This is a genomic window from Nonomuraea helvata (genome assembly GCF_039535785.1).
GTDB classification, from domain to species: Bacteria; Actinomycetota; Actinomycetes; order Streptosporangiales; family Streptosporangiaceae; genus Nonomuraea; species Nonomuraea helvata.
On sequence record NZ_BAAAXV010000008.1, the window covers coordinates 379874 to 403697 of the forward strand.

Below are 23824 nucleotides of genomic sequence, written 5' to 3' on the forward strand. Positions count from 1 at the left end.
AGATCTACCGTAATCAGAATGCCTTGGTGGTTTCGGCCGGCCTCAGCGATTCAGGCAGGGCCGACGCTCGCCAGGATCGCCCGCCCGAGCTCCTCGGGCCGGGTGAACTGCGGCCAGTGCCCCGTCGGCAGGTCGAGATAGTCGACGTCGCGGATCTTCGCGAGCTCCCGCACGAACCCCTGCCCCTGCTCCATCCACTCCCGGAGCTTCGCGCCGGAGAACTCGCACGCGATGACGGTGGCGGGCACGTCGTAGCGGCGCTCGTCGGACAGCCGCTGCGGATCGCTCGTGACGTGCTCGGGCGTCGGGATGGCACGCTCGCGGAACGCCGCACGCAGCTCGTCGTCCATGTCGACCAGGTCTTCGGGCTCGAACAGTGACCAATCGGGCAGCGGGACCTCGCCGTTCACGACCGGGAGCTCGTCGTTGATCACCCCGCCCTCCCCGAGGGGGACGCTGTCGACGTAGACGACGCGGGCCACACGGTCGGGGCGCGCGTCGGCGGCGGCGTGGGCGACCGCGCCGCCGCCGGAGTGCCCGACGAGCACCACCTTGCCGCCGGCCGGGTCGTACGAGTCGATCGCCTCGACGACGGCGTCGATGTGATCGCGCAAAGTGATCTTGGAGCGGTTGGCGTCCTTCGACTCCATGCCGGGCAACGTGAGCGCGCGCGTTCGATGCCCCGCGTGTGTCAGGGCGGGAACGACCTCGTCCCACGACGAGCCGTCAAGCCAGAACCCGGGGATCAGGATGATGTCCATTCGCCAGAGGTTAGGCCAGGCCACCGACATTCTCGGTGGCGGGCCGACCGACCCCGGATTGTCATGAAACTTAGCCCTAAACCTATACAAACCGGACGAAAAGCCCTAGTCTCGACTTGCCCCAGTCAGGGAAAGTGACTGGGGCGCCAAATACGTTGGCGCTCCGGCCGTGAACGCACGGCCGGAGCGCCGCCCCGCCCGAGCCTGCGGGCATTGCGATTTATACGCTTTCTTGACGCCCTGTTCAGGTCGATCACCCCGTCCTCGTGGAACGTGTGCCATGCGGTCTTGAAAAAGGGGTGACCGTTATGGTGCTGGCGAAGCGGCCGGCGGCTACGGAAGGGACGCTGCGTTCCTGGCTGTTGGAGGGGCTGCAGACCGACCGTAACCAGATCGAGCACGGTCCCCATGTGAAGCACCCGTGGTGGCGGGTGATGTGCCTGACCGGCGTGGACTACTTCTCCACGCTGGGCTACCAGCCGGGCATCGCCGCGCTGGCGGCGGGGCTGCTGTCGCCGCTGGCCACCCTGTTCCTGGTGGCGCTCACACTGCTGGGCGCGCTGCCGGTCTACCGCAGGGTGGCGGTCGAGAGCCCGTACGGGCAGGGCTCGATCGCGATGCTGGAGAAGCTCGCGCCCCAGTGGTGGGGCAAGATCTTCGTGCTGGTCCTGCTGGGCTTCGCCGCCACCGACTTCGTGATCACGATGACGCTGTCGGCGGCGGACGCGACCGCGCACATCCTGGAGAACCCGTTCGTGCCGGCCTTCCTGGACGGGCAGCGGGTGCCGGTCACGCTCGTGCTCCTGGCGATGCTGGGCGGGGTGTTCCTGATGGGCTTCAGCGAGGCCATCGGCCTCGCCACACTGCTCGTCCTCATCTATCTGAGCCTGAACGCGGTCGTCGTGGGGGCCGCGATCGTGCACGTGCTGGAGGCCCCCCGGGTCGTGCTGGACTGGCAGCACGCGCTGAGCGGCGGCTTCGGCAGCCCGCTCGCCATGATCGGGCTGTCGCTGGTGGTCATGCCGAAGCTGGCGCTGGGCCTGTCCGGGTTCGAGACCGGTGTCGCGGTGATGCCGGTGATCAAGGGCGACCTCCAGGAGCGGATCAAGGGCGCCAGGCGGCTGCTCACCACCGCCGCGCTGATCATGAGCGTGTTCCTGATCTTCTCCAGCTTCGTCACCACCCTGCTCATCCCGCCGCAGGAGTTCCGGGACGGCGGCAAGGCGAGCGGGCGGGCGCTGGCCTACCTGGCGCACGCCTACCTGGGCAACGGGTTCGGCACCGCGTACGACGTGTCCACCATCGCGATCCTCTGGTTCGCCGGGGCCTCGGCGATGGCCGGGCTGATCAACCTCGTGCCGCGTTACCTGCCCCGGTACGGCATGGCGCCGGAGTGGACGGGCGCGGTGCGGCCGCTCGTGCTGGTGTTCTCGGCGATCGGGTTCGGCATCACGATCATCTTCCGCGCCGACGTCAACGCCCAGGGCGGCGCGTACGCGACAGGCGTGCTGGTGCTCATCCTCTCGGCCGCGGTCGCGGTGACGCTGACGGCCAGGAGGAGAGGCCTGCACCGGGCGGCCGCGGGGTACGCGGTCATCGCGGCCGTGCTGGCCTACACCCTGGTGGACAATGTCAGGGAGCGGCCCGACGGCGTCAAGATCGCCTCGTTCTTCATCGGGGCCATCATCGCCACGTCGTTGATCTCCCGGGCCACCCGCTCGATGGAGCTGCGGGTCACGGCGGTCCACCTGGATCCGCTGGCGGAGCAGTTCGTCAACGAGGTGGCGTGCGGCGAGATCCACGTGATCGCCAACGAGCCGCACAAACGGGATCAGCACGAGTACAACGAGAAGCTCCGCGAGACCTGGCTCGCCCACCGGCTGCGCTCCTCGGAACCGGTGGTCTTCGTGGAGGTGACGGTGCCGGACGCCTCGGAGTTCGAGACAGAGCTGCGGGTCAGGGGCGAGGAGCGGTACGGCCACAAGATCCTGATGATCGAGAGCTCGGCCGTGCCCAACACGCTGGCGGCGCTGCTGCTGCACCTGCGGGACCGCACCGGCTCGGCCCCGCACATCTACTTCCACTGGACCGAGGGCAACCCGGTGGTCGCGATGCTGCGCTACCTGGTCTTCGGCGGCGGCGACGTACCGGCGCTGACCAGGGAGGTGCTGCGCCAGGCCGAGCCGCACCGCGAACGCCGGCCGCACGTCCACGTCGCCTGAACGGCCCTCGCCGGCGTACGGATCACCAGCCCCGGCCGCGCAGGAAGGCGGCGCAGCGGTGGGTCCAGTCGCCGACGACGGGGTCGGCCTCCGCCAGCCCCAGCCCGTGCCTGCCGCTGGGATAGACGTGGACCTCCTGGGGCACCTGGTGGCGGGCGAGCGCCTGAGCCAGCTGGAGGCTGTTGTCCACGGGGACCGCCGCGTCGTCGGCGGTGTGCCACAGGAACATGGGCGGCGTCGTGGGGCCGACCCGGCGGGCGAGCGTCAGCTCGGTACGCAGTGACTCGGGCGCGTCGTCGCCGAGCAGGTTGGCGGTGACGCCCGGGTGCGCGGCCGGTCCGGTGAGAGCGGTGACGGGGTAGCAGAGCACGGCCAGGCCGGGACGGGCGTCGGCCTGGTCGACGGCGTCGTGCGGCCCCTCCGGCAGCATGGCGCCGGTCTCGGTGGCGAGGAGCCCGGCCAGGTGACCGCCCGCCGAGAACCCGAGCACCCCGACGCGGGCGGGGTCCACGCCGTTCGCCGTGGCGTGGTGCCTGACCCAGCGCACCGCCCTGGCGGCGTCGAGCAGCGGCAGCGGGTGGCGGTGCGGCGCGATGCGGTAGTGCAGGACGAACGCCGCGATGCCGAGCGAGTTGAGCCACCGCGCCACCGGAGCCCCCTCGTGCTCGGCGAGGTGCTGGTAGGCGCCGCCGGGCAACACCACGACGGCCGGAGCAGGATCGTCACGCCGCATAGCGAAGGCGGTGATGGTCGCGTCGCCGATCATGGGCCACAGGGGGTGCTCGCTCATGCGTGGATGGTAGCGGGCGGGCGGCCCGTGGCAGGCACGCCCCCTGCCCGGCCCGGTAAGGGGATCGGGCTTTAGGGTCGAGGGCATGACGGAACGGATCATGGCCCCCGGGACTCCTGACTGTCGCAGCGCCGGACGGTACCTGTGGTGGCTGGTCACGAGCCAGCGCGGCAGGATCGCCGCCGGCGCGGTCCTGGGCAGTGCCTGGATGGTCTGCATGACGCTGCCGCCGTACATCCTGTCGCGCGCCATCGACGACGGGCTGACGCCGGGACGCTGGGACGCGCTGGCCGGATGGGTCGGCGCCGTGGTGGGGATCGGGGTGCTGAACGCCTGGCTGGCCATCATGCGCCACCGCACGATGACCAGGGTCCGGATGGACGCCGCCTTCCGCACCGCACAGGTCGTGGCCCGGCACGCGACGCGGCTGGGCGCGACGCTCTCGCGCAAGGTCACGGCCGGGGAAGTGGTCACGATCGGGTTCGGTGACGCCGGGTTGATCGCCCACGCGCTGACCATCACCGGCCCCGGCGTCGGTTCGGTCCTCGCCTACGTCGTCGTGGCCGCGCTGCTGCTGGCCGTCTCGCCGCTGCTCGCCGCGGTGGTGCTGCTCGGCGTGCCGCTGCTCGCGGTGCTGCTCGGCCCGCTGATGGGACGGCTGAGCGGCGCCGAGACGGCGTACCGGGCGCGGCAGGGGGAGCTGGCCGCCCGGTTCGGGGACATCGCCGCGGGCCTGCGGGTCCTGAACGGCATCGGCGGCAAGGAGGTGTACGCCGAGCGCTACCGGCGCGGCTCGCGTGAGCTCCAGGAGAAGGGCTACCAGGTGGGTGCGGTGACCAGCTGGATCCAGGCTCTGGGAGTCGGCCTGCCCACGCTGTTCCTCGGCGCCGTGACCTGGCTGGCGGCCCGGATGGCGGCGCAGGGGGACATCACCACGGGGGAACTGGTGGCCGTCTACGGCTATGCCGCCGTGCTGGTGCTGCCGGTCACGTTCTTCATCGAGGGCAGCTACGGTCTCAACCGCGGCCTCGTCGCAGCCCGCAGGGTCGTTCGCCTGCTGACCCTGGAGCCCGACGTCACGAGCGGGGACGCGCGCCTGGACCCGCCCGCCTCACCGTCGGTCCTGCGCGATCCCGGCTCCGGCGTCGAGATCGCGCCGGGCGAGCTGGCCGCGCTGGTCAGCGCCAGGCCGGGGGAGTCCGCGGCGGTGCTCGACCGGCTCGGCGGGTTCACCGGATCGGACGTGACCTGGGGTGCGGTCCGCCTCGGCGACATCGACCGGGCGCGGGTGCGTGAGCGGATCCTGGTGGCGGACAACGAGGCGGACCTGTTCGCGGGCACGCTGCGCGACGTCATCGCGGGCAGCGCGGACCCTGACGAGGCGGCCGTCGAGCGGGCGGTCCACGCGGCCATGGCCGAGGACGTCGTACGCGGGCTGCCGGACGGGCTCGATTCGCCCATCGACCCTCAGGGCCGCAACCTGTCCGGCGGGCAGCGGCAGCGCGTACGCCTGGCCCGGGCACTGGTGGCCGAGCCCGAGATCCTCCTCGCGGCCGAACCCACCTCGGCCGTGGACGCCCACACCGAGGCCACCATCGCGGCCCGCCTGCGTGCCGCCCGCGAGGGCCGCGCCACGGCGGTCACCACGACCTCGCCACTCGTACTGGACCAGGCCGACACCGTGTACTACCTGGTGGACGGGTCCGTCGCGGCGGCGGGCAGCCACCGCGACCTGCTGCGCGACCATCCCGGCTACCGCCTGCTGGTGTCCCGCGACACGGACGACCCGGACGACCCGGGTGGCCCGGCGGACACCGGACGCCCGGAGGCTCCGGACGACCCGGGCCACCCGCAGGACCCGAGCGACCTGGACAGCGAGACCGGCGCCCGGCCCGAGGAGGCCCTCCGATGAGCACTCCGTCCGCCGCCGGGTCCCTGCCCGTCGCCGAGCCCTCCCGGGTCCGCCGGGCCGCGCTCCGGCTGATCCGCCTCGACGGCCGCGCCTTCGCCGCCGTGATCGCACTCAACGCGCTGGCCGCCGGGGCCGGACTGGTCGGCCCGTGGCTGCTCGGCCGCATCGTCGACGAGGTCAAGGCCGGTGCCGGGGTCGGCGCCGTGGACCGGCTGGCCCTGGTCATCCTCGCCTTCGCCCTGGTCCAGCTCCTGCTGTCGCGCTACGCGAGCTACCTCGGCCACCGTTTCGGCGAGCGTACGCTGGCCCGCGTCCGCGAGCAGTTCGCCGACAGGGCGCTCGCCCTGCCCGCCTCGGTGATCGAGCGCGCCGGCACGGGCGACCTGACCACCCGCGGCACCGCGGACGTGGCGGCCGTCGGAACCACGCTGCGGGACGCCGGTCCCGAGGTGCTCATCGCCGCGGTCCAGGCCGCGTTCATCCTGGGCGCGGTCTTCACCCTCGACCCGCTCCTGGGCGCGTGCGGCGTGCTCGGCCTGCTGGGCATCTGGTTCGCCGCCCGCTGGTACCTGCGCCGCGCGGTCACCGCGTACCTGGACGAGGGGGCGGCCAACTCGGCACTCGCCGAGCAGCTGGCCGCCACCACCACCGGCGCCCGCACCGTCGAGGCCCTCGGGCTCGAGCGCCGCCGCCTCGAGGCGTGCCGGCAGGCCGTCGAGGAGTGCCGCAGGACCCGTACCCGCACGCTGTTCCTGCGCAGCGTGCTCTTCCCGATCGTGGACGTCTCGTACGTCATCCCGGTGGCCGGCGTCCTGCTGATCGGCGGCGTCATGACGCAGGGCGGCGGCATGACCCTGGGAACGGTCGTCGCCGCGGCCCTCTACCTGCGGCAGCTGTCCCACCCGCTGGACACCGTCCTGTTCCATCTGGAGAACCTGCAGAGCAGCAGCGCCTCGTTCGCCCGGGTCGAGGGCCTCGCCCTGGCCTCGCGGCAGGAACCGGCGGGCGCGGGCCCGTCCGTGCCGGCCTCGGACCGGCTCGAGGTCGCCGGCGCGCACTACGCCTACGACAGCGGCCCCGACGTCCTGCGCGGGGTGGACCTGACCGTCCAGCCCGGCGAACGCCTGGCGATCGTCGGGCCGTCCGGCGCGGGCAAGACCACGCTCGGCAGGCTCCTGGCGGGCGTGGACCGGCCCCGCGCCGGCACCGTCACCGTGGGCGGCGTGCCCGTCGCCGACCTCGACCCCGACCGGCTGCGCGAGCGCGTCATCCTCGTCACCCAGGAGCACCACGTCTTCCTCGGCACGGTACGGGACAACCTCCGCATCGCCGCCCCCTCCGCCACCGACGCCGACCTGCACGCGGCACTCACCGCCGTCGGCGCCGACTGGATCGGCGACCTCCCGGACGGCCTGGACACCGACCTGGGCCCCGGAGGCCACCGCCTGGACGGCGCGCAGACGCAGCAGGTGGCCCTGGCCCGCGTGGTGCTCGCCGACCCCCACACGCTGATCCTCGACGAGGCCACCGCGCTCCTCGACCCGGGAACGGCCCGCCACACCGAACGGGCCCTGGCCGCCGTGCTCGCCGGCCGGACCGTCATCGCCATCGCCCACCGGCTGCAGACCGCGCACGACGCCGACCGGGTGGCGGTCATGCAGGACGGCCGGCTCACCGAGCTCGGGACGCACCACGACCTCGTCGCGGCGGGTGGCACGTATGCCGCCCTCTGGCATTCGTGGCACGGGGACTGAGGGGTCAGGCCGTACGGGACGTGATCGCCCGGTCGGGGCGCAGGGCCAGCAGCACCCCGAGCGTGGCGTACCCGATGACCAGGTGGCCGCCGCCGATCAACTGCGCCAGCTGCTCGCCGACCAGGATGTAGCTGGGGACGGTCACGACCGCCCAGCTCTCGGCGAGCAGCGGCCACCAGCGCAGCGGCCCGCGCCACCGCCCGGCGGCGGCCAGCTTGACGCTGATCGCGGCCATGCCCAGCATCGACAGCGGCCAGCAGAGGTCCATGGGCGACAGCCACGGCGCGTCCTTGAGGCCGTCCGGCAGGAGCCCGTGCAGCAGCGACCACACACTGGCCACGCCGAGCACCGCCGCCTCGAGCCTGAGCGCCACCGCGGCGGCCCGCGAGGTGCCGATCGCCTGCGTCTTCATCTGCACCCAGAGCAGGCAGAAGATGCCGAGCTGGAACACCAGACCGGTCAGGTCCACGACCCGCTCGCCCACGCCGACGCCTTTCGTGCCGAAGACGAAGATGGCCGCCGCCCAGGTCAGCGCGCCGACCGTGTGGCCGACAGCCCGCACATCGGGGTCGTCATGCTGACCATGTCGGAGGAGGACGCCACCCTGTTCGCCGCGATGCGCGCCGGGGCGCGCGGCTTCCTGCTCAAAGGCGCGAACCAGGCCGAGATCGTCCGCGCCATCCAGGCCGTCTCCCACGGCGAGGCCATCTTCGGGCCGGCGATCGCGCGCCGCGTGACCGAGTTCTTCACGGCGCCGCCGCCTTCGGACGACACCGCGTTCCCCCAGCTCACGCCGCGCGAGCGGGAGATCCTCGCGTTGATCGCCGCCGGCCGGTCGAACCCGCAGATCGCCTCCGAGCTGTTCCTGTCGCCGAAGACCGTGCGCAACAACGTCTCCAACATCTTCGCCAAGCTGCACGTCGCCGACCGCACCGAGGCGATCATCCGCGCCCGGGACGCGGGGCTCGCCCGGTGAACCCCGATACTGGGGAAGATCGCCCATCGACCACCCAGGGAGGCCGAGCCGTGCCGGAGACCCTGCTGCGTAACGTCTTCCACGTCGCGGCGCCGCCGTCCGCGGTGCTCGTGCACCTGAGCGAGCCGTCGAGTTACGTGGGCCTGTCGCCGCTCGTGGTGGAGGTGCGGGACGTGCGGCGGGAGCCGGGACTGTCCCGGTTCGTGTCGGTGGAGCGCTTCCGTTCCTGGGGTTCCTGAGGTACGACAACCTGATCGAGGTGACGCTGCGCGCCTCTCGCGAGGGCGTCGAGGGCGAGGTGGACAGTCCCGGCGGGGTGCGGCTGGGCTACCGGTTCCGGCTGGCCGCCGAGGGCGAGGGGACCGAGGTGGAGGACGTGCTGACGGTGCGGGCGACGTTCGGGCCCCTGCTCCGGTACGCCGCCCGCAAGGCCAGGGAGGTGCAGCTCGCCCGGGCGCAGGTCCTCGCGGAACGCGCCCGGACGCTCTGAGCGCTCTCCGGCCGGGTCAGGACGGCGTGACCGGGCGGAACGAGCTGTCCGCGCGGAACAGGGCCGTGTCCTCGGCCTTGTCCAGGCGGAGCCGGTCGTCGCTGCGGCGGACGAACCGGCCGGGGTGGTTGACCGACTCCAGCCGTACCGACCCTCCGGCCGTGCTCTGTCAGCGGGGAGGGCGGGCAGCACGGCGGCGCCCGCCTCCACGGTGGCGGCCGCCTTCAGCACGCTTCGGCGGGAGGGCTGCGTGGTCGTGGAAGTCCTTTCCCAGGAGTCACTCTCGTCACAGGAGACGGACGCGGGCGGCGCGGATAACGGAAATCTCAGACCCGGCTGCGCTGCGGCACCCGCGCCGGGTCCACGGCCCTGGTGACGTACTGCGGGACGGGGGCGCGGTCGTCGCCCGTGTCGCGGGTCAGGCCGTAGCGCAGGATGCCCCTGGCCGGGTCGGGCCTGGCGGAGATGTCGTCCCAGACCTCCTTCCACGTCCTGGGCGCGACGGTGAGGTCGATGTCGGTGCCGCTCTCGTTGTTGTGCAGGGTGACGGCGCCGTCGAGGTAGTAGAACTCGTTCTGCCACATCTGCTGGTGGCCGCCGGGCAGCCGCACGAAGCCGGTCTCGGGCGAGCCCATCCACGTGACGCCGGGCGCCTGCTCGTCGTCCATGCGCCGGCCGCCGCCCGAGGCGACGTGGAACAGCTTGCCCTTCAGGCCGGTCCAGGTGGCGGGCAGGAAGAGGCCGACCCGGTTGCGGTAGAGGATGCCCCACCGGACCTGGACGTAGCCTCTGCCGGTGATGGTGACGTAGTCGCCCCTGTGCGTGATCGACGGGGCGCCGCCGTACCTGGAGTACCCGTGCCGGCCGCCGATCTTGACCGTGCCGGCGGGGCGGTGGGGGAGCGGGGCCGGGGGCCGGTTCCTGGGCGGGGCCTGGTCGGCCGCGTCCACCGTCCGCCCGTACGGGCTCCGCGTCTTCGCAGGCGTCTTCGCGGGCGTCTTCCTGGGCGGACGCGGCGAGGAGACGGGTGCGGACGACGCGATCACCACTGTGGCCCGCCGGGGTGGGGTCTCGGGGCGCAGGGTCTGGACGACGACCACGCCTCCGGCCATCAGCGTGGCGCCGGCCGCGGTGACCGCGATCGGCTTGGCGGCCAGCGCGGAACCCGCCGCGGCCTTGCCCTTGGCCAGCAGGCCGCCCTTGAGCACCGGCGCGGCGGCCGTACGAGCGGCTTCGAGCAGGCCCGCCGCGATGCCCGCGGGGACGGCGACCAGCCCGAGCCCGGCCAGCAGCCGTTCGGCGGGCACCAGGTCGGCGAGGCGGCCGGCGCAGGCGCGGCAGTCGCGCACATGCCGGGACAGCCGCTTGCGCCACAGGTCGGACGGCACGCCGTTCCAGGCCGCCGCCGCGGCGGCCAGGTCGGGACAGCGGGGCTGGGCCGCGAGCGCGCGCACGACCGCGCGGGCCGTCTCCAGCCGGCCCTTGGTGCGCTGGACGCGTACGGCGGCATGCTGCTCGCTCGTCCCCAGCGCGGCGGCCAGCTCGGCCCGGGTCAGTTCGCCCGCCACCTCCATCCACCACAGCGCGAGCACCTCGCGGTCGTCGGCGTCGAGCCAGCGGGTGGCCTCCGCGGCCTCCTTGCGCTGCCCGGACAGGCCGAGGCGGGTGACGGTGAGCGCGGCGAAGTCGGAGGCCGCGTCGGCCAGACCCAGCGCCTCGTCCAGGCCGAGGGCGGCGGTCCTGGCATGCCGCCACTCGCGTACCTGGTTCATGGCGATGGCGACGATCCACGAGCGGAAGCTCCCCGGGTCGCGCAGCCCGGACACGCCGGCCACGACCCTGGCCATCGTCTCCTGCACGACGTCGTCCACGTCAGGGTGGCCGTCCATGGCCCGCCCGGCGATGTTGTACACGAGCGGCAGGTGGCTCCTGACCAGCTTGTCGATCGCGTCGCGATCGCCTTTCCCGGCCGCGAGCACTGTCTCGACGTCGTACGCCGGCCGCGCGTGCATCCATCACCTCGAACCTGTGAGCTTCAAACGGCACAAAGCGTGCATTGTTCCATCTGTCGCCCACAGAACGTCAACGCCCGCCTCGCGCTGGGCGTCGGCGGCCGGCCGGCTAGCGCCGGCGGACCGCGGTGAGCACCCCGTCGCCCAGCTCGATCAGCCGCACGGCGAAGTCCCCGTGGGCCGCCACCAGCTCGCGGAACTCCTCGACCTGCTCCCGGTGGCTGACGGCGTTGTCCACGGCGACGACGCCCCCGGGTACGAGCACCCGCACCAGCTGGGGCCAGTAGTCCACGTACGCGGGCCGCTCGGCGTCGAGCACCACCAGGTCGACCGACGCCTCCGCGGTGGCCGCCAGCACCTCGCCCCCGTCGCCGTGCACCATGCTCACGTGCTCGGACACCCCGGCCGCGGCGATGTTGGCGCGGGCCTGCTCGACCCGCTCGCCGTCGAGCTCCACCGTGACCAGGCGCCCTCCGGTGTCCCGCACGGCGTCGGCGAACCAGATCGCCGAGTAGCCGTTGGACGTGCCGATCTCCAGCACGTTCCGGCTGCCCTGCACCCGGATGAGCAGCGCGATCAGGCCCGCTGCGTCGGGTGTCATGTTGCGCAGCCTGAGGAGCCGGTCGGCCAGTGGGGCGTCGTGCTCGCGGCCGCGCTGGTAGAGGTTCCGAAGATAGGTCTCCAGGGACGTGTCCACGGCGATCCCTCCTTGAGTCTGTCGATCACTGGAGGCCGAGCATGAACCACTCCTGGACGGCGCCGCAACCGTCATGAGCGCGCCGGGGAGAGCAGGCCGCCCCGCAGCGCCTCGGCGTTGGCGGCCAGGAACTGCGCGAACGTGCGGGGCGCGCGGCCGGTGAGGTCCCGCACCGCCGTCGTGGTGGCCGCCAGCGAGCCGGCCGCGACGTTCCTGGACAGCTCGGCGACGTCGTCGGCGAACCGCGCGGGCAGCCCCTGCGAGCGCAGCGCGGCGGCCAGGTCGTCCGGAGACACCTCCACGTGCCCGACCGCCCGGCCCAGGGCCGCCGAGAGCTCCCGCGTGATCTCGGCGGCGGTGAGCGCCTGCGGGCCCGTCAGGACGTACGCCTCCCCGAGGCCGCGCGATCCCGTCAGCAGGGCGGCGGCGCAGGCGGCGATGTCATGGCAGTCGATGTACGACACGCCGGCGCCTCCGTACGCGTCCATGAGCCTGCCGTCGGCGGTGAAGGCGGCGGCCCCGGTGATGAAGTTCTGCATGAAACCGCTCGGCCGCAGCATCGACCAGCCGAGCCCGGACGCCTTCAGGTGCTCCTCGATCTCCCAGTGCGCGCCCTCGGCCAGCCGCCCGCCCCGTCGGGCGCCCCAGACCGACACCTTCACCACCCGCGACACCCCGGCGGCCCGCGCCGCGTCGATGGCCGCCTTCTGCTGGCGGATCATCGGCTGTTCGCCCTCCACCGGCTGGGCGCCGCCGGCGTTGAGGAAGAGGTGCTCCACGCCGTCCATGGCGGCGGCCAGCGAGGCGGGCTCGTCGAAGTCCCCGACCACGATGTCGCAGCCCAGGGCCCGTCCCTTGGTCGCGTCGCGGACCAGCGCCCTGACGGGTGCCCCTTGATCGAGCAGGAGGCGTACGAGGTGCGTGCCGATGGAGCCGGTGGCTCCGGTGACCAAGATCATGAGGTGTCCTTCCGGCTCGCCGCCTGGGTCCGTGCGGCGACGGCGCACGCCGCCACCTACAGCGGCCTGGCCTCTCTGCTGGCGGACGGCCTGGACGACGAGGCGTCGGAACTGCATGACTCCTGCCTGCGCATGGCCGCGATCGGCGAACGGCTGATCGCGCGGGCACGTGAATCCGGCGCCGTACGGGCCGACGCGACGGGCGCGGACGTGACCGCGCTCACCTCCGCGGCCGCCTGGCTGCACGAGCACGTGTCGCCCCCGGTCGCCGACCGCCTCATCACCGTCACCCTGGACGGCCTGGCGGCCCGCCGTCAGCCGGCCGCGCCCGCGACCTGAGTGCCGCCCACCGCGAAGGTCGAGACCCTGAGGGTGGTGCGCGTGCCTGCTTCTCAGCCGCCGGTGCGTTTCCGCGAGCGGGACGTGGATCCGGCACACGGTGAGAGGGGCGCCGAGCACGTCCTCATGTCGTGCGCGCTCGGCGCGTTCAGGTGTCGCGCCGGGTGTCGGCCGGCTCGGGCTCGGGAGACCCGGCGTCGTCGCCGCCTTCGGGCGCCGGGGCGGCGTGCCTGTCGGCGTACAGGCTGGTGAGCGTGACGGTGAGCAGGACGGCGACGATGACGCCCAGCGAGGCCAGGGTGGGGATCTCCGGGACCCACGCCCACAGGCCGTGCGCCCAGTGCAGCACCAGCTTGACGCCGATGAGCGCCAGGATGGCGGCCAGGCCGTAGTTGAGGTGGCGCAGCTTGGTGAGCGCGCCGCGCAGCACGAAGTACAGGGCACGCAGGCCCAGCAGCGCGAAGGCGTTGGTGGCGAAGACCAGGAAGGGGTCCTCGGTCACCCCGTACACGGCGGGCACCGAGTCGACGGCGAAGACGATGTCGGTGGCGAACACCGCCACGGTGGCCAGGGCCAGCGGAGTGATCGCCAGGCGGCCCTGCTCGCGCACCACCAGCCGGAACCCGCGGTAGTCGCCGGTGACGGGGACGAAGCGGCGCAGCAGCCGTACGCTGCGCATGGAGGAGACGTCGACCTCCTGGTCGTCCCCCTTCACCACCTTTACCGCGGTGGCGATCAGGACCGCCCCGAACAGCAGGAACGCCCACGTCCCGCTCTGCAGCGCCGCGGCTCCCAGCGCGATGAAGACCGCCCGCAGCACCAGTGCCCCGATGATGCCGTACAGCAGCACCCGCTGGGTCAGCTCCCGCGGCACCGCGAACGCCGTCAGCAGCAGCATGAACACGAACAGGTTGTCCACCGACAGCGACTTCTCCACCACGTACCCGGTGAAGAAGTCGACCGCCGTGCCGGTGCCGAAGGCGCCCCACAGGTACGCGCAGAAGCCCACCGGCAGCACCAGGTAGAAGGCGGACCAGGCCACAGCCTCGCGCATGTGCACGTCGTGCGGGCGCCGGGTCAGCACGACGTCGATCCCCAGCAGCAGGACCAGGCCGGCCACAGTGATCGCCCACAAGCCGGGTGACGCGATGGTGCCCTGATCGGGCGCAACCAGAAGTGTCCCCATGGACATGAAACCTCCTCGAACGTGCTCAAGCCGTTCGAGGTCTCCTTCACCCGTGGGTGCGGGCGGCCGTCCGGGGACGCTCGGCTGCGTCCGTACTGACCGGATCGACGCTTGGGAAGTACTCCCCTCGCTTGCCCCACAGTAGGACAAATCCGGCCAACGAGCCACTATGCCGGGAGCACGTAGCGTCCGCACTTCGAGACAGTGAGTATATTTGGCTCTTGCCAATGATCGGCGCTATGCGTGATGCTTGCAGACCTCTTAAGCGAATCGGCCGAAAGCTCCCAGAGCGCGTCACTCGTGCCGTGACATATGCATCGACGTTGCAAGGGGGCGGCAACCAGAGAGGTAGTTCATCCCCGTGATCAACGGCCCGTGGCCTCAGCAGCCCGCAGAAACCCTGGAGTCGATGTCCCTGGAACCGCTGCTGACCAGGGCGTATGACGCGGACCCCGCACTCGTCCACGAACGGCTGCGCGGCAGGTACGGCCCGGTTGCCCCGCTCGATCTCCTCGGGGTGCCGGTCTGGTTCGTCCTTGGTTACGAGGAGGTCCTCAACGTCCTGCAGAACAAGGGTGGCCTCTGGAGCAAGCGTGTGGACAGGTGGCGGGCGAGCGCGGAGGGCCGGATCCCGGCTGACTGGCCGCTGCTGCCCGTCTTCCAGATCAACAACTCGGCGTTCTCGGAGGGCGCCGCGCAGCGCCGGTTCCGTGCCGCGTGGACGCAGGCGCTGGCGCCGTTCCAGGACCAGTCCCAACCGCAGGCCCAACTGCTGGAGCGGGCGATCGAGCAGTACGCCGACGACCTCATCGGCGTGCTGGCGGAAGGCGGCTCCACGGGGTTCGCGGATCTGGCGGCGCAGTACGCCCGGCCGCTCCCGTTGATGGTCGCCAACCGCATGCTCGGCTTCACCGCCGAGCGCGGCGAGGAGGTGGTCATGGACATCTGGCGGTTGGTCGACGCGGGGCCGGATGCGGCGGCGGCGTTCGAGCGCCTGTACGCGGCCATGACGGAGCTCGCGGCGACCGTGCGGGAACGCCCCGGCGACGACCTGGCCTCGTACATGATGGCGGCCAACCCGGACTTCACGCTGGACGAGCTGGCCCGCGAGCTGCTCATGCTGCCCGGCCTGCTCGACTTCACCGCAAGCCTGGTCTGCAACGTGGTCGTCGAGGTCGTCTCCAACCCCGACGTGCGGGCCAGCCTGTCGGTCGGCGCGATCGACGAGACGGTGAACCGGGTCGCCCTGCTCAACCCGCCCATGGCCAACCTGACCTTCCGTTTCCCGAGGGCGGACGTGAAGATGGGCAACTACACGATCGCCGCGGGCGATGCGGTGATGCTCTCCGTCGCGGGCGCCCACGCCGATCCGCGGTTCTCGGGGGCGCTCGACCGGCAGGCCATCCGCAGCACCCGGGCGCACCTGGCCTGGGGAGCGGGCCCGCACAGCTGCCTGGGGCAGCGGCTGGCGGTTCAGATCGCCACGACCGCCGTGCGCCGCCTCTTCGCCCGGCTCTCCAAGGTCAAGCTGGCGCTCCCGGCCGACCAGCTGCCCTGGCGTCCCTCTCCCTTCATGCGGGCGCTGCGCTCGCTGCCCGTCCAGTACGAGTTCGCCGACAGCTACGTCCCCGCCGTGGGCCGCGGTGCCGACGGCGGCGTACCGGCGGCACATCCGGCGCCGGCGGATGGGGCCGGGCAGCCGGCGTCACGTTCCGGGCTGTGGGGCTTCCTGCGGGGGCTGCGCCGCGGACGATGAGAAGGCGGCCGGTCCCTGGCGCGCCCCGTGGGACCGGCCGGCTCACTCCTCGGCCAGGACGTCGTCGCCGACGATACGGCGGAGCCGGTCGTTGGCCTGCTCGAGCACCGTGAGCGCGATCTCGCGCCACTCCTCGCCCGTCTCGCCCAGGGCCTCCTCGGCCAGCTCCGCCCATGCGCGTTCGATGGCGGGCACCAGCGCGTGGCCGGCCTCCGTGGCCAGGATGCGCACCTGGCGGCGGTCGCCGGGCACCGGCTCCCGCCGGAACCAGCCGCCGCCCTCCAGCCGGGCCAGGGTGCGGGTCGCGGTGGGCGGCTCGATCGAGAGCCGCGCCGCCAGCTCCTTGACGGTCATGCCGTCCGGCTCCTGGGTCAGGAGCCACAGCAGCACATCCTGCCCGGGGTGCAGCCCGATCGCCGCGAGCTTGCGCGCCTTGGCGACGCGGTAGAGCTTGCTCATCTTGTTCAGCGCCCGGTTGATGCGCCCCACTTCACTTGGATCCACACCATCCACCCTACCGGTGTATAGTCGGCTAATAAGTAGTCGGCTAACTATTGGAGATGCTGATGGATCTCGGACTCAACGGCAGGGTCGTGCTGGTCACCGGGGCGTCGGGCGACATCGGCCGCGCGATCGCCAGGGCGTTCGCGGCGGAGGGAGCGCTGGTCGCCGCCGGCTGGCACAGCAACGAGGAGCGGGCGCTCGCCCTCGTCGACTCGATCAACCAGGCGGGCGGGAAGGCGATCACCGTGCGGACCGACCAGCATGACCCCGGGTCGGCGCAGGAGGCGGCGCGCCAGGTCGAGCAGGAGCTCGGCGACGTGGCGGTCCTGGTGGCGAACGCGGTCGCCTGGCCGGTGGCGGCGCCGGAGACGTGGGAGACCCTGACCGGGGGACTCACCGCCAACGTGGCGGGGACGCTCGCACTGGTCGACGCCGTGCTCCCCGGCATGCGGAGCGCCGGATGGGGGCGGCTGGTGCTGATCTCGTCCGATGTGGTGGACCAGCCGCTGCCGGCGGGCGTGGCGTACCCCGCCGCCAAGAGCGCGCTGGAGGCGGCGGCGAAGGTGCTCGCCGTACGGGAGGCCCGGCACGGCATCCTCACCAACGTCGTACGGCCGGGCTTCACGCTGACGGAGAGGGCGCTGACCTGGCCCCAGTTCGGGCAGGAGGCCGTGGACGCCGAGGGGGCGAAGACGCCGACGGGGCGCATCTGCACGCCGGAGGACGTCGCCTCCGCGGTGGCCTATCTGGGTTCGGCCGCGAACGGGCACGCCAACGGCGAGGTGCTCTCGGTGGCGGGCGGGCGGCACCTGACGCGCTAGCCGTACCGGCACCGGGCGGGCCAGGGCGCATATCGCCTGGCCGGATGGGTACGTGGGCCTCCCATGACGCAGACCAGACCGGTGTCGGTCACGCACCGGACCATCGACGTTGACGGGGTGGAGATCTTCTACCGGGAGGCCGGGCCGCCCGACGCGCCCGTCCTCCTGCTGCCGCACGGCTATCCCTGCTCCTCGTACGAATTCCGCAACCTCCTGCCCGCGCTCGGCGACCGTAGGCGGCTGGTGGCGCCCGACCTGCCGGGCTTCGGCTACAGCGGCACGCCCGGCCGCGACCGCTTCTCGGGCGACGACGCTCGAATGGTTCCCCAAGGAGCAGGCGTACCTGCGCGAGCACCGGCCGCCCACGCTGATCGTCTGGGGCCCGCACGACGGCTACATGCCGGAGGGGTCCGCCAGGGCCTACCTCCGCGACCTGCCTGACGCGGAGCTGCATCTGCTCGACGCCGGGCACTGGGCGCTCGAGACCAACCTCGACGAGATCGTCGCGCTCACCCGCGACTTCCTGGATCGCACCCTGTCCTGACCGACGGCACGTGAAGGGGGATCACAGGTCGAGGGCCATGCCGTCGTACGCGGCGGGCAGGTCCGTGTCGGCGAGCCTGGCCAGCATCGACGGGGACATGTGCGTCAGCACCACGCGGTCGGCGCGCAATTCGTCCAGATGCGCGCGCAAGGTCCGGTAGTCGAGGTGGTAGCGGATCGGCCGGTCATAGGTGTAGGACTCGACGGCGAACAGGCTCGCCCCCCGGGCCGCCTCGGCGAGCGCCGGCGTCCATTCGGTGTCGCCGGAGTAGGCGAAGGCCGACTCGTCGTCCTCCACCCGTACGGCCAGCGGCGGCGCACCGCACTCGTGAACGACCTGCCACGCGCGGATCGCCAACCCGTGGAAGTCCGACGGCGACCCGTCCGCGGGCAGCTCGCGCACCTCGACGTCGAAGCGCCGCGTGACCCGGCTGGAGCCGGGATAGAGCGTCTCCATGGCCTGGGTGAGCCGCTCGCCCGTGCCCGCGGGCCCGAACACGTGCAGCGGCTTGGCCCGCCTGCTGAACTGGCCGTCGAGCACGAGGAACGGCAGACCGCCGAAGTGGTCGCCGTGCAGGTGGGAGATCACCACGGCGTCGACCGACTGCGGATCAATGGCCTGGGACTTCAGCGCCGTCAGGCTGGTGGCGCCGCAGTCGACCAGCAACGCGCGGTCGCCGGACGTGACGCTGACGCACGTCTGGAACCTGCCGCCGCTGCCGAACGCGTCCCCACTGCCGACGAAGCGCACCCGCATTCGATGATCGTCGCACGCCCCGACGGCCACCCGCAAAGACCGGCCGCGCGGGCCGGCCCAGGAAGGCTCACGTCCGGCAGAGAAGTACGGCGATGTCGTCCGTACGCTGCTCGACGGCGACCCCCTTGATCAGCGACTCCGCCAGGTCGTGCAGGGGCTCGCCGGTCGAGGGTGTGAAACGCTCGGCCAGTTCGCCGATGGCCTCGCCGAGCCCGACCCCCGGCTCCTCGATGAGGCCGTCGGTGTAGAGGGCCAGGACGGAGCCGGGGGGCAGGGGCAGCTCCGAGGTGGTGTACTCGGCGTCATGCTCCACGCCGAGCAGCAGCCCGGGGGAGTGGTCGAGGATCTGGGTGCGCCAGCCAGGCCGGGCCAGCAGCGGCGGCAGGTGGCCCGCGCTGGCCAGGCAGGCCGTGCGTTTGCGCAGGTCGAGGCTGATGTAGAGGCAGCTGGTGAACCGGTCGGGGGCCAGCTCGCAGAGCAGCCGGTTGGTGTGCGCGAGCACCTCGCCGGGGGTGGCCCCGGCGGTGGCGTGGGCGTGGATGGCGGTGCGCACCTGGCCCATGAGCGCGGCGGCGGTCATGTCGTGGCCCTGCACGTCGCCGATGACGGCTGCGGCCATGGTGCCGCTCAGGCGGATGAGGTCGTAGAAGTCGCCGCCGATGTCCATCCCCGGCATGGCGGGCAGGTAGCGGGCGGCCAGCTCGAGGCCGGGGATCTCGGGCAGCGTACGCGGCAGCAGGCTCTGCTGCAGGCACTGGGCGAGCTGGTGCTTGACGTCGTAGAGCCGGGCCCGCTCGAACGCCTGCGCGATCAGCCCGGCGAGCGCGGTGAGCGTGGCCCGCTCGTCGGCGCTGAACTGGTGCGGGCGGTCGTACGCCAGGATGCACGTGCCGATCGGGTGGCCCGAGGTGACCAGCGGCAGGAACGCCCAGGCCGACATGTCGTCCGAGCGGACCGCGTCCGGATAGGCCCGGCGCAGCTCGTCCCACGTGGAGTAGAACGCCGGCTGGCAGGCGTCGAAGGAGTGGTTGGCCGCATTGGGCAGGATCACGGGACGGCCGTCGAACTCCTCGATGGCCGCCTTGCTGTAGCCGCGCGAGGCGTCCACGCGCAGCCGGCCGCCCTTCGAGGTGAGGATGCACAGAGCCTGGACGTTGTAGAGCGGCATGACGTGGTCGGCCACCAGGTCGACCACCTCCTGCGCGGTCACCGCCCGGGACAGGGCGGTGGCCAGCTGCAGCATCTCGTGCAGCGCGACCGTCTTCGACGACCGTTCGGCGCAGCCGGCGAGCCGGCCGGGGGCGCGGGCACCCGCACTCGGCGTGATGCGCATGGAGATCCCGGTCAGGCCGGGGAAGAGACGGAACGACAGCTGCTGCCCCGCGGGGTTGTGCGCCGTGAAGTGGGTCTCCTGGCTGCCGACGACCGCGGCGCGGTAGCGGTCCACGTACGCCGGGTCGTCCATCCACGGCAGCGCGTCCCACAGCCGCCTGCCGAGCAGCTCGGACGTGGAGCTGCGCAGCAGGTCGGCGGCCGCGGCCGTCAGGAGGGTCACGTGCCCCTCCGTGTCCAGCGAGCAGTAGCCCTCGGGCAGGCGGTTGAGGCAGTCGAGGGCGACCAGGTCGGCCTTCGGGTCGGCCTCCGGCCGCAGGTCGAGCGCGCGGGGCTGCGGCTCCGGCCGGATCGGGCGGCCCTGCTCGGCCGCCTCCTGGAGTACGCCGGCCATCCTGGCGGTGACGTCCTCGATGAGGTCGAGCTGGTGCTGGGAGAGCCGGGCCACCCGCCCGCCCGGCCAGAGCAGCAGGAACCCGCCCCAGACGGTGTCGCCGCTGCAGATGGGCGAGCCCGCGACCGCGAAGTGGTAGGGGAGGGACAGCGCCGCGGCCGGGGACATGCGCGCCAGGTCCTCCAGACCGGCGAGCCACAACAGCCGCCGCCGGCGCACCGTCATGGCGATCGGCACCGGGTCGTTCGTCCTGATCCTGGCCCACGCCCTGGCGATCAGCGCGGGGAGCCCCAGGTGCGCGTCCATGCGGAGGACCGTGCCGTCCTCGTCCATGAGGTACGTGGCGCCGATGTGCGCTCCCGTGCTGGCGACGGCGTCGATCAGCAGCTCGTCCAGGCGGGACGAGCGGCTCGGCGGCGCGACGTTCCCCTGCGCCGCCTCGGCCCGCCTAGCGCCCGTCACGCGAACACCAGAATCGGCGAAAACCACTCATATCGGGCAGGATACCCGCGCGTAAGTAGCAGATTGCTTACGTTGCGCTAGCGCATAGACCTAGGAAAAGGGCGGTGAGGAAGATACCGGTTGACGTAATCGCGAAATGTCCGTCATGTTATGCGGCGGGGCCGCCGGCCCGGCCGCGCCCACATCGGCGGCCGGGGGGTCGGGGAGCGGCGGGGATCAGATCTGGACGAACTCCACGTCCAGCAGGTGAGCGAGGGCCTTCAGCTCGGCCGCGCGGTGGCCGGTGCCGAGTGCCCAGTGGTGGGACATGCCGGTGGCGCTCCAGTCGTCGGTCCATTCGCCGGGATCCCGGCCGAAGTCCACGCGGGAAGTGGTGTTCCCGATCTGCAGGTGCGGCCCGTCCACGGTCTCGCCCTCCGAGGCCACCAGGGCGAAGCGGCCGTCGCGGCGCTGGATGATGCCGAACGCCGTCACCGGCCCGTGCTTGACGTCGAACTCCACCGAGACGCCCCATCCGCGCTTGCCGTGGTAGACGCCGAGCCCGCGCAGCAGCGGCCTGCGGGCGCTGATGGCCAGGTGGGCGGGCCCGTCGTGGCCCATCTCGACGTGGCCGCGGTGGAAGTCCAGTGCCTGGAGCTCGGTGAACGACCCGCCCGCGCCCAGCCGGTCCATGATCAGCATGGCCAGGCTGGTGCGCAGCTCGTACTCGCCCGCCGCCGGGATGCCGCGCGCGGTGAGCAGGGACGCGCCCAGGATCATCCCGGCGCCGAGCCGCTCGTGCGTCTCGCCGTCCAGGCCCCGGTGGTAGTACGCCAGGCTGTCCAGCGAGAAGTCCTCGACCAGCCGGTCGAGGCCGACGGAGACGCGGCAGGCCCACTCCAGGTCGACCTCGTTGACGCTCTCGGCCAGCTCGAAGATCTTCTCGGCCTCGGCCCGCTTGGCGGCGACCTCGGCGTCGGTGACCTTCTCCACGCGTACCCGCAGGTCGTCGAACTCCAGCACCTCCACGTGCCCGCCGAAGTTCGCCGAGACGAGCGTGAGGTCGGTGGAGACGTCCAGCATGCCCGGGTAGAGGTGGCCCATCAGCCCGTGGCGGCCGTGCCGCAGGGCGGCGCGCGCCCCGGCCGCCCGCACCCAGCTCGTGATCCTGGCCCAGGCGCGCTCGTCCTCCAGGTAGCCCGACACCGAGCGGAACGGGATGCCGCACCGCTGGAAGGCGTTGGCCATCTCGGGCAGCGGGCAGGCGCCGCAGTAGGCCAGCCACTGGCCGGTGTCGAACGTGGCGTGGTCCATCGACTCGGTCGGCTGCAGGTTGATCAGCAGCACGGGCGCGCCGCTGCGCTGCGCGATCGGCACGAGCATGGTGGCCGTCATGTAGGTGGTGAGGAATCCGACGATGAGGTCGCAGTCGGCGGCCCGCAGCTTCTCGGCCGCCACCGCGCCCTCCTGGGCGTCGGAGATGAACCCGACGTCCACGATCTCCGCGTCCAGCTCCCGCATCCGTTCAGAGACCCGCGCGGCTGATCGCTGGAGCTGGGGCAGGAGATCGGGGAATTGCGGCCAGTACGCGCCCAGCCCGCCGGCTACCAGTCCGATACGGGTCTTCTTCTTGCGTGCCACGGTGAAGCCCTCCTGAGGGGTGAAGGGAGGATGCCGGGAAGTTTTCGGACAAAAGTATAGATCCTTTCCGAAACCTCACCAGAGGGCACCGGCGGGCCGAGAGCCGCAGGACCCTCGGCCCCCTTCCGGCCCGGCCGTCAGGCGCCGATGATGCCGGGCGCGCGGGTCCGGAAGTCGAGGACGCCCACCCAGGTGGGGCGGAGGGCGATGCGGGCCATCCTCGTCTCGGGATGATCGGCCTGGGCGACGTAGCCGGCGCCGCCTTCCTCCCCGAGGAAACGGCGCGCCGCCTGGGCCTGTTCGGGCACCATGCCGTCGACTTCGGTGATGGAGACGCGGCCGCGCAGCAGGAGCACGTCCGGCGGCTGGGGCTCGGTGTCGATGGTGATGGCGACGTCGGGGCTGGCGCGCAGGGCCCGGAGCCGCCCGGCCGGGCGGGTGATCCCCATCGAGGGGCAGTTGACGTACGTCGCCATGACGAGTTCCTCGCCGTTCCAGACGTACCAGGTCGACATCACCCGAGGTGTCCCGTCGGTCGCCACGTACGCGAGACGTGCGGGAATCGTCGAGTGCAGCAGGCGCTGTGCGATGTCGGTCTCCAGCAACCGCACGTCACCCTGCGAGAGGTCTGCCATGGTCACTTCCTTCCTTCGTCCGAAGTGTTGACAGCGGACCCACCGAAAACTCATCGGTCCGACGGAGTCAGGGGCGTAGCGTCCTGTCCAGGAAGTCCGTGACCGTGTCGATCAGCTCCAGCCGGTGGTCCGAGAGCGCGTGATCGGTCAGGAAGAGGTGGTGCTCCAGCCGCGGCACCGGATGCGCGTCGAAAGCCCGTACCAGCGGATGATGGTGCGTCTCCGCCGGGGTGACAGGGTCGCGGCCGGTCCCGATGAGCAGCACGGGGCGGTCGGCCAGGCGCGGGGCGAGCGAGGCCAGGCTCCACTCCTGGACGTTGTCCTCCATCTCGGCCACCAGCGCCGCACCGCTGGTGTCGCGTAGCGGCAGCAGTTCGCCCTCGAAATCCCGTACGTACGCCGCCCGCACCGCCTGATCCGCGAGGCACGCCACGGCGGCCGGTCCCACGTTGAAGCCCGCCACCGAGGCGACCGCACGGACCGCCGGATCGGCGGCGGCCGTCATCAGGGCCGCGAACCCACCCATGCTGTGCCCCACCACGCCGAGCCGCGCCGGGTCCAGCCGGGAGTCCTCGCGTACGGCCGCCACCACGCGGGCCGCGTCCTCCAGTATGTGCCGCCACGAGTAGGACCCGCCCACACCCCACGAGCCCCGGTAGTGGAACACCAGCGCCGCGTAGCCCGCCCGCCGCAACGCCTGGGCCAGATCGAAGTTCCGCTCGTTCCCCGGGAACCCGTGCAGGAGCACCACGATCGGATGGGGCCCGGGACCCGCCGGGAGGTGCAGGACGCCGAGCAGCCGCTCGCCGCCGCTGTCGAACGTGACCGCCGGAGTGCTGGCCGGGGGAGTTAGGGCACTGAGAGCCATGCGAGATCTCCATCATCGAACTGGTCGGTTCGAT

25 protein-coding genes are annotated in these 23824 nt (G+C 72.3%); 11 read left to right on the top strand and 14 right to left on the bottom strand.

Features of this window, described 5'->3' with window-relative positions; genetic code table 11:
• Positions 1-50 precede the first annotated feature (50 nt).
• Positions 51-761 (bottom strand): alpha/beta fold hydrolase, encoded by a 711-nt coding sequence (locus ABD830_RS29200; RefSeq protein WP_344994189.1) that lies wholly within the window; start codon positions 759-761, stop codon positions 51-53.
• Positions 762-1069: 308 nt separating this feature from the next.
• Here ABD830_RS29200 and ABD830_RS29205 point away from each other — a divergent pair, with 308 nt between their 5' ends.
• On the top strand, positions 1070-2983 hold the full coding sequence (locus ABD830_RS29205) for an APC family permease (protein ID WP_344994192.1): 1914 nt from the start codon (positions 1070-1072) through the stop codon (positions 2981-2983).
• 22 nt (positions 2984-3005) lie between these two features.
• Here ABD830_RS29205 and ABD830_RS29210 read toward each other — a convergent pair whose 3' ends face one another.
• Entirely contained in the window at positions 3006-3773 is a 768-nt protein-coding gene (locus tag ABD830_RS29210) for an alpha/beta hydrolase (protein ID WP_344994194.1), read from the bottom strand.
• An 85-nt stretch (positions 3774-3858) separates the two neighbouring features.
• On the opposite strand from ABD830_RS29210, the gene ABD830_RS29215 reads away from it, so the two are divergent.
• Entirely contained in the window at positions 3859-5685 is a 1827-nt protein-coding gene (locus tag ABD830_RS29215) for an ABC transporter ATP-binding protein (protein WP_344994196.1), read from the top strand.
• Positions 5682-7439 carry an ABC transporter ATP-binding protein gene (locus ABD830_RS29220; RefSeq protein ID WP_344994199.1) on the top strand — a complete coding sequence of 586 codons (1758 nt, stop codon included), beginning with the start codon at positions 5682-5684 and terminating at the stop codon, positions 7437-7439. Before ABD830_RS29215 ends, ABD830_RS29220 begins: the two co-directional genes overlap by 4 nt.
• 4 nt (positions 7440-7443) lie before the next feature.
• On the opposite strand, the gene ABD830_RS29225 is transcribed toward ABD830_RS29220, so the two are convergent.
• On the bottom strand, positions 7444-8001 hold the full coding sequence (locus ABD830_RS29225) for a hypothetical protein (protein WP_344994202.1): 558 nt from the start codon (positions 7999-8001) through the stop codon (positions 7444-7446).
• On the opposite strand from ABD830_RS29225, the gene ABD830_RS29230 reads away from it, so the two are divergent.
• From ABD830_RS29230 to ABD830_RS29240, 3 genes are read left to right on the top strand one after another with little or no spacing between them, the layout of a single operon-like run.
• On the top strand, positions 7984-8415 hold the full coding sequence (locus ABD830_RS29230) for a response regulator transcription factor (RefSeq protein ID WP_344994205.1): 432 nt from the start codon (positions 7984-7986) through the stop codon (positions 8413-8415). The genes ABD830_RS29225 and ABD830_RS29230 overlap by 18 nt on opposite strands.
• A 50-nt stretch (positions 8416-8465) precedes the next feature.
• Positions 8466-8654: a hypothetical protein gene (locus ABD830_RS29235; protein ID WP_344994208.1), complete on the top strand. Its 189-nt coding sequence runs from the start codon at positions 8466-8468 to the stop codon at positions 8652-8654.
• 20 nt (positions 8655-8674) lie between these two features.
• Positions 8675-8905: a hypothetical protein gene (locus ABD830_RS29240; RefSeq protein ID WP_344994211.1), complete on the top strand. Its 231-nt coding sequence runs from the start codon at positions 8675-8677 to the stop codon at positions 8903-8905.
• 16 nt (positions 8906-8921) lie between these two features.
• Here the strand turns inward: ABD830_RS29240 and ABD830_RS54370 are convergent, their stop codons facing one another.
• The 4 genes from ABD830_RS54370 to ABD830_RS29255 all read right to left on the bottom strand — a co-directional run bounded on the left by ABD830_RS54370 (position 8922) and on the right by ABD830_RS29255 (position 12573).
• Positions 8922-9047, bottom strand: a complete 126-nt coding sequence (locus ABD830_RS54370; RefSeq protein WP_378521139.1) for an AbfB domain-containing protein — start codon at positions 9045-9047, stop codon at positions 8922-8924.
• A 184-nt stretch (positions 9048-9231) separates the two neighbouring features.
• Positions 9232-10917, bottom strand: a complete 1686-nt coding sequence (locus ABD830_RS29245; RefSeq protein WP_344994214.1) for an RNA polymerase sigma factor — start codon at positions 10915-10917, stop codon at positions 9232-9234.
• Positions 10918-11026: 109 nt separating this feature from the next.
• On the bottom strand, positions 11027-11614 hold the full coding sequence (locus ABD830_RS29250; protein ID WP_344994217.1) for an O-methyltransferase: 588 nt from the start codon (positions 11612-11614) through the stop codon (positions 11027-11029).
• Between the two features lie 71 nt (positions 11615-11685).
• Positions 11686-12573, bottom strand: coding sequence for an NmrA family NAD(P)-binding protein (locus ABD830_RS29255; RefSeq protein WP_344994220.1), 888 nt, complete (start codon positions 12571-12573; stop codon positions 11686-11688).
• A gap of 3 nt (positions 12574-12576) precedes the next feature.
• Between ABD830_RS29255 and ABD830_RS29260 the strand changes: the two genes are divergently transcribed.
• Positions 12577-12912: an SbtR family transcriptional regulator gene (locus ABD830_RS29260; protein ID WP_344994223.1), complete on the top strand. Its 336-nt coding sequence runs from the start codon at positions 12577-12579 to the stop codon at positions 12910-12912.
• 148 nt (positions 12913-13060) lie between these two features.
• On the opposite strand, the gene ABD830_RS29265 is transcribed toward ABD830_RS29260, so the two are convergent.
• The gene (locus ABD830_RS29265; protein ID WP_344994226.1) at positions 13061-14098 is read right to left on the bottom strand and encodes a TerC/Alx family metal homeostasis membrane protein; all 1038 of its coding nucleotides are present in this window, start codon (positions 14096-14098) and stop codon (positions 13061-13063) included.
• Between the two features lie 409 nt (positions 14099-14507).
• Between ABD830_RS29265 and ABD830_RS29270 the strand changes: the two genes are divergently transcribed.
• Positions 14508-15854, top strand: coding sequence for a cytochrome P450 (locus tag ABD830_RS29270; protein ID WP_344994229.1), 1347 nt, complete (start codon positions 14508-14510; stop codon positions 15852-15854).
• 42 nt (positions 15855-15896) lie between these two features.
• Here the strand turns inward: ABD830_RS29270 and ABD830_RS29275 are convergent, their stop codons facing one another.
• Positions 15897-16358 (bottom strand): MarR family winged helix-turn-helix transcriptional regulator, encoded by a 462-nt coding sequence (locus ABD830_RS29275; RefSeq protein ID WP_344994232.1) that lies wholly within the window; start codon positions 16356-16358, stop codon positions 15897-15899.
• A gap of 62 nt (positions 16359-16420) precedes the next feature.
• Here ABD830_RS29275 and ABD830_RS29280 point away from each other — a divergent pair, with 62 nt between their 5' ends.
• From ABD830_RS29280 to ABD830_RS29290, 3 genes are all read left to right on the top strand, one after another.
• Positions 16421-17179, top strand: coding sequence for an SDR family NAD(P)-dependent oxidoreductase (locus tag ABD830_RS29280; protein WP_344994235.1), 759 nt, complete (start codon positions 16421-16423; stop codon positions 17177-17179).
• 63 nt (positions 17180-17242) lie between these two features.
• Positions 17243-17620, top strand: a complete 378-nt coding sequence (locus tag ABD830_RS29285; protein WP_344994238.1) for an alpha/beta fold hydrolase — start codon at positions 17243-17245, stop codon at positions 17618-17620.
• On the top strand, positions 17523-17723 hold the full coding sequence (locus ABD830_RS29290) for an alpha/beta fold hydrolase (RefSeq protein ID WP_344995982.1): 201 nt from the start codon (positions 17523-17525) through the stop codon (positions 17721-17723). Before ABD830_RS29285 ends, ABD830_RS29290 begins: the two co-directional genes overlap by 98 nt.
• 21 nt (positions 17724-17744) lie before the next feature.
• Here ABD830_RS29290 and ABD830_RS29295 read toward each other — a convergent pair whose 3' ends face one another.
• The 5 genes from ABD830_RS29295 to ABD830_RS29315 form a co-directional block, all read right to left on the bottom strand.
• Positions 17745-18479 carry an MBL fold metallo-hydrolase gene (locus ABD830_RS29295; protein WP_344994241.1) on the bottom strand — a complete coding sequence of 245 codons (735 nt, stop codon included), beginning with the start codon at positions 18477-18479 and terminating at the stop codon, positions 17745-17747.
• Between the two features lie 67 nt (positions 18480-18546).
• Complete coding sequence (locus tag ABD830_RS29300; protein ID WP_344994243.1) at positions 18547-20667, bottom strand: SpoIIE family protein phosphatase; 2121 nt, start codon at positions 20665-20667, stop codon at positions 18547-18549.
• 216 nt (positions 20668-20883) lie between these two features.
• Entirely contained in the window at positions 20884-22287 is a 1404-nt protein-coding gene (locus ABD830_RS29305; protein ID WP_344994245.1) for an L-fucose/L-arabinose isomerase family protein, read from the bottom strand.
• A gap of 137 nt (positions 22288-22424) precedes the next feature.
• Complete coding sequence (locus ABD830_RS29310; RefSeq protein WP_344994248.1) at positions 22425-22922, bottom strand: pyridoxamine 5'-phosphate oxidase family protein; 498 nt, start codon at positions 22920-22922, stop codon at positions 22425-22427.
• A 67-nt stretch (positions 22923-22989) separates the two neighbouring features.
• Positions 22990-23790 carry an alpha/beta hydrolase family protein gene (locus tag ABD830_RS29315; RefSeq protein ID WP_344994252.1) on the bottom strand — a complete coding sequence of 267 codons (801 nt, stop codon included), beginning with the start codon at positions 23788-23790 and terminating at the stop codon, positions 22990-22992.
• Between the last annotated feature and the right edge of the window lie 34 nt (positions 23791-23824).

Excerpts from the sequence above, each read along its gene's own strand:
- ABD830_RS29315 (WP_344994252.1), bottom strand. The coding sequence starts at position 23,790 with ATGGCTCTCAGTGCCCTAACTCCCCCGGCCAGCACTCCGGCGGTCACG.
- ABD830_RS29265 (WP_344994226.1), bottom strand. The coding sequence starts at position 14,098 with ATGGGGACACTTCTGGTTGCGCCCGATCAGGGCACCATCGCGTCACCC.
- ABD830_RS29270 (WP_344994229.1), top strand. The coding sequence starts at position 14,508 with ATGTCCCTGGAACCGCTGCTGACCAGGGCGTATGACGCGGACCCCGCA.
- ABD830_RS29220 (WP_344994199.1), top strand. The coding sequence starts at position 5,682 with ATGAGCACTCCGTCCGCCGCCGGGTCCCTGCCCGTCGCCGAGCCCTCC.
- ABD830_RS29310 (WP_344994248.1), bottom strand. The coding sequence starts at position 22,922 with ATGGCAGACCTCTCGCAGGGTGACGTGCGGTTGCTGGAGACCGACATC.
- ABD830_RS29285 (WP_344994238.1), top strand. The coding sequence starts at position 17,243 with ATGACGCAGACCAGACCGGTGTCGGTCACGCACCGGACCATCGACGTT.
- ABD830_RS29205 (WP_344994192.1), top strand. The coding sequence starts at position 1,070 with ATGGTGCTGGCGAAGCGGCCGGCGGCTACGGAAGGGACGCTGCGTTCC.
- ABD830_RS29295 (WP_344994241.1), bottom strand. The coding sequence starts at position 18,479 with ATGCGGGTGCGCTTCGTCGGCAGTGGGGACGCGTTCGGCAGCGGCGGC.
- ABD830_RS29245 (WP_344994214.1), bottom strand. The coding sequence starts at position 10,917 with ATGCACGCGCGGCCGGCGTACGACGTCGAGACAGTGCTCGCGGCCGGG.
- ABD830_RS29215 (WP_344994196.1), top strand. The coding sequence starts at position 3,859 with ATGACGGAACGGATCATGGCCCCCGGGACTCCTGACTGTCGCAGCGCC.
- ABD830_RS29200 (WP_344994189.1), bottom strand. The coding sequence starts at position 761 with ATGGACATCATCCTGATCCCCGGGTTCTGGCTTGACGGCTCGTCGTGG.
- ABD830_RS29280 (WP_344994235.1), top strand. The coding sequence starts at position 16,421 with ATGGATCTCGGACTCAACGGCAGGGTCGTGCTGGTCACCGGGGCGTCG.
- ABD830_RS29255 (WP_344994220.1), bottom strand. The coding sequence starts at position 12,573 with ATGATCTTGGTCACCGGAGCCACCGGCTCCATCGGCACGCACCTCGTA.
- ABD830_RS29210 (WP_344994194.1), bottom strand. The coding sequence starts at position 3,773 with ATGAGCGAGCACCCCCTGTGGCCCATGATCGGCGACGCGACCATCACC.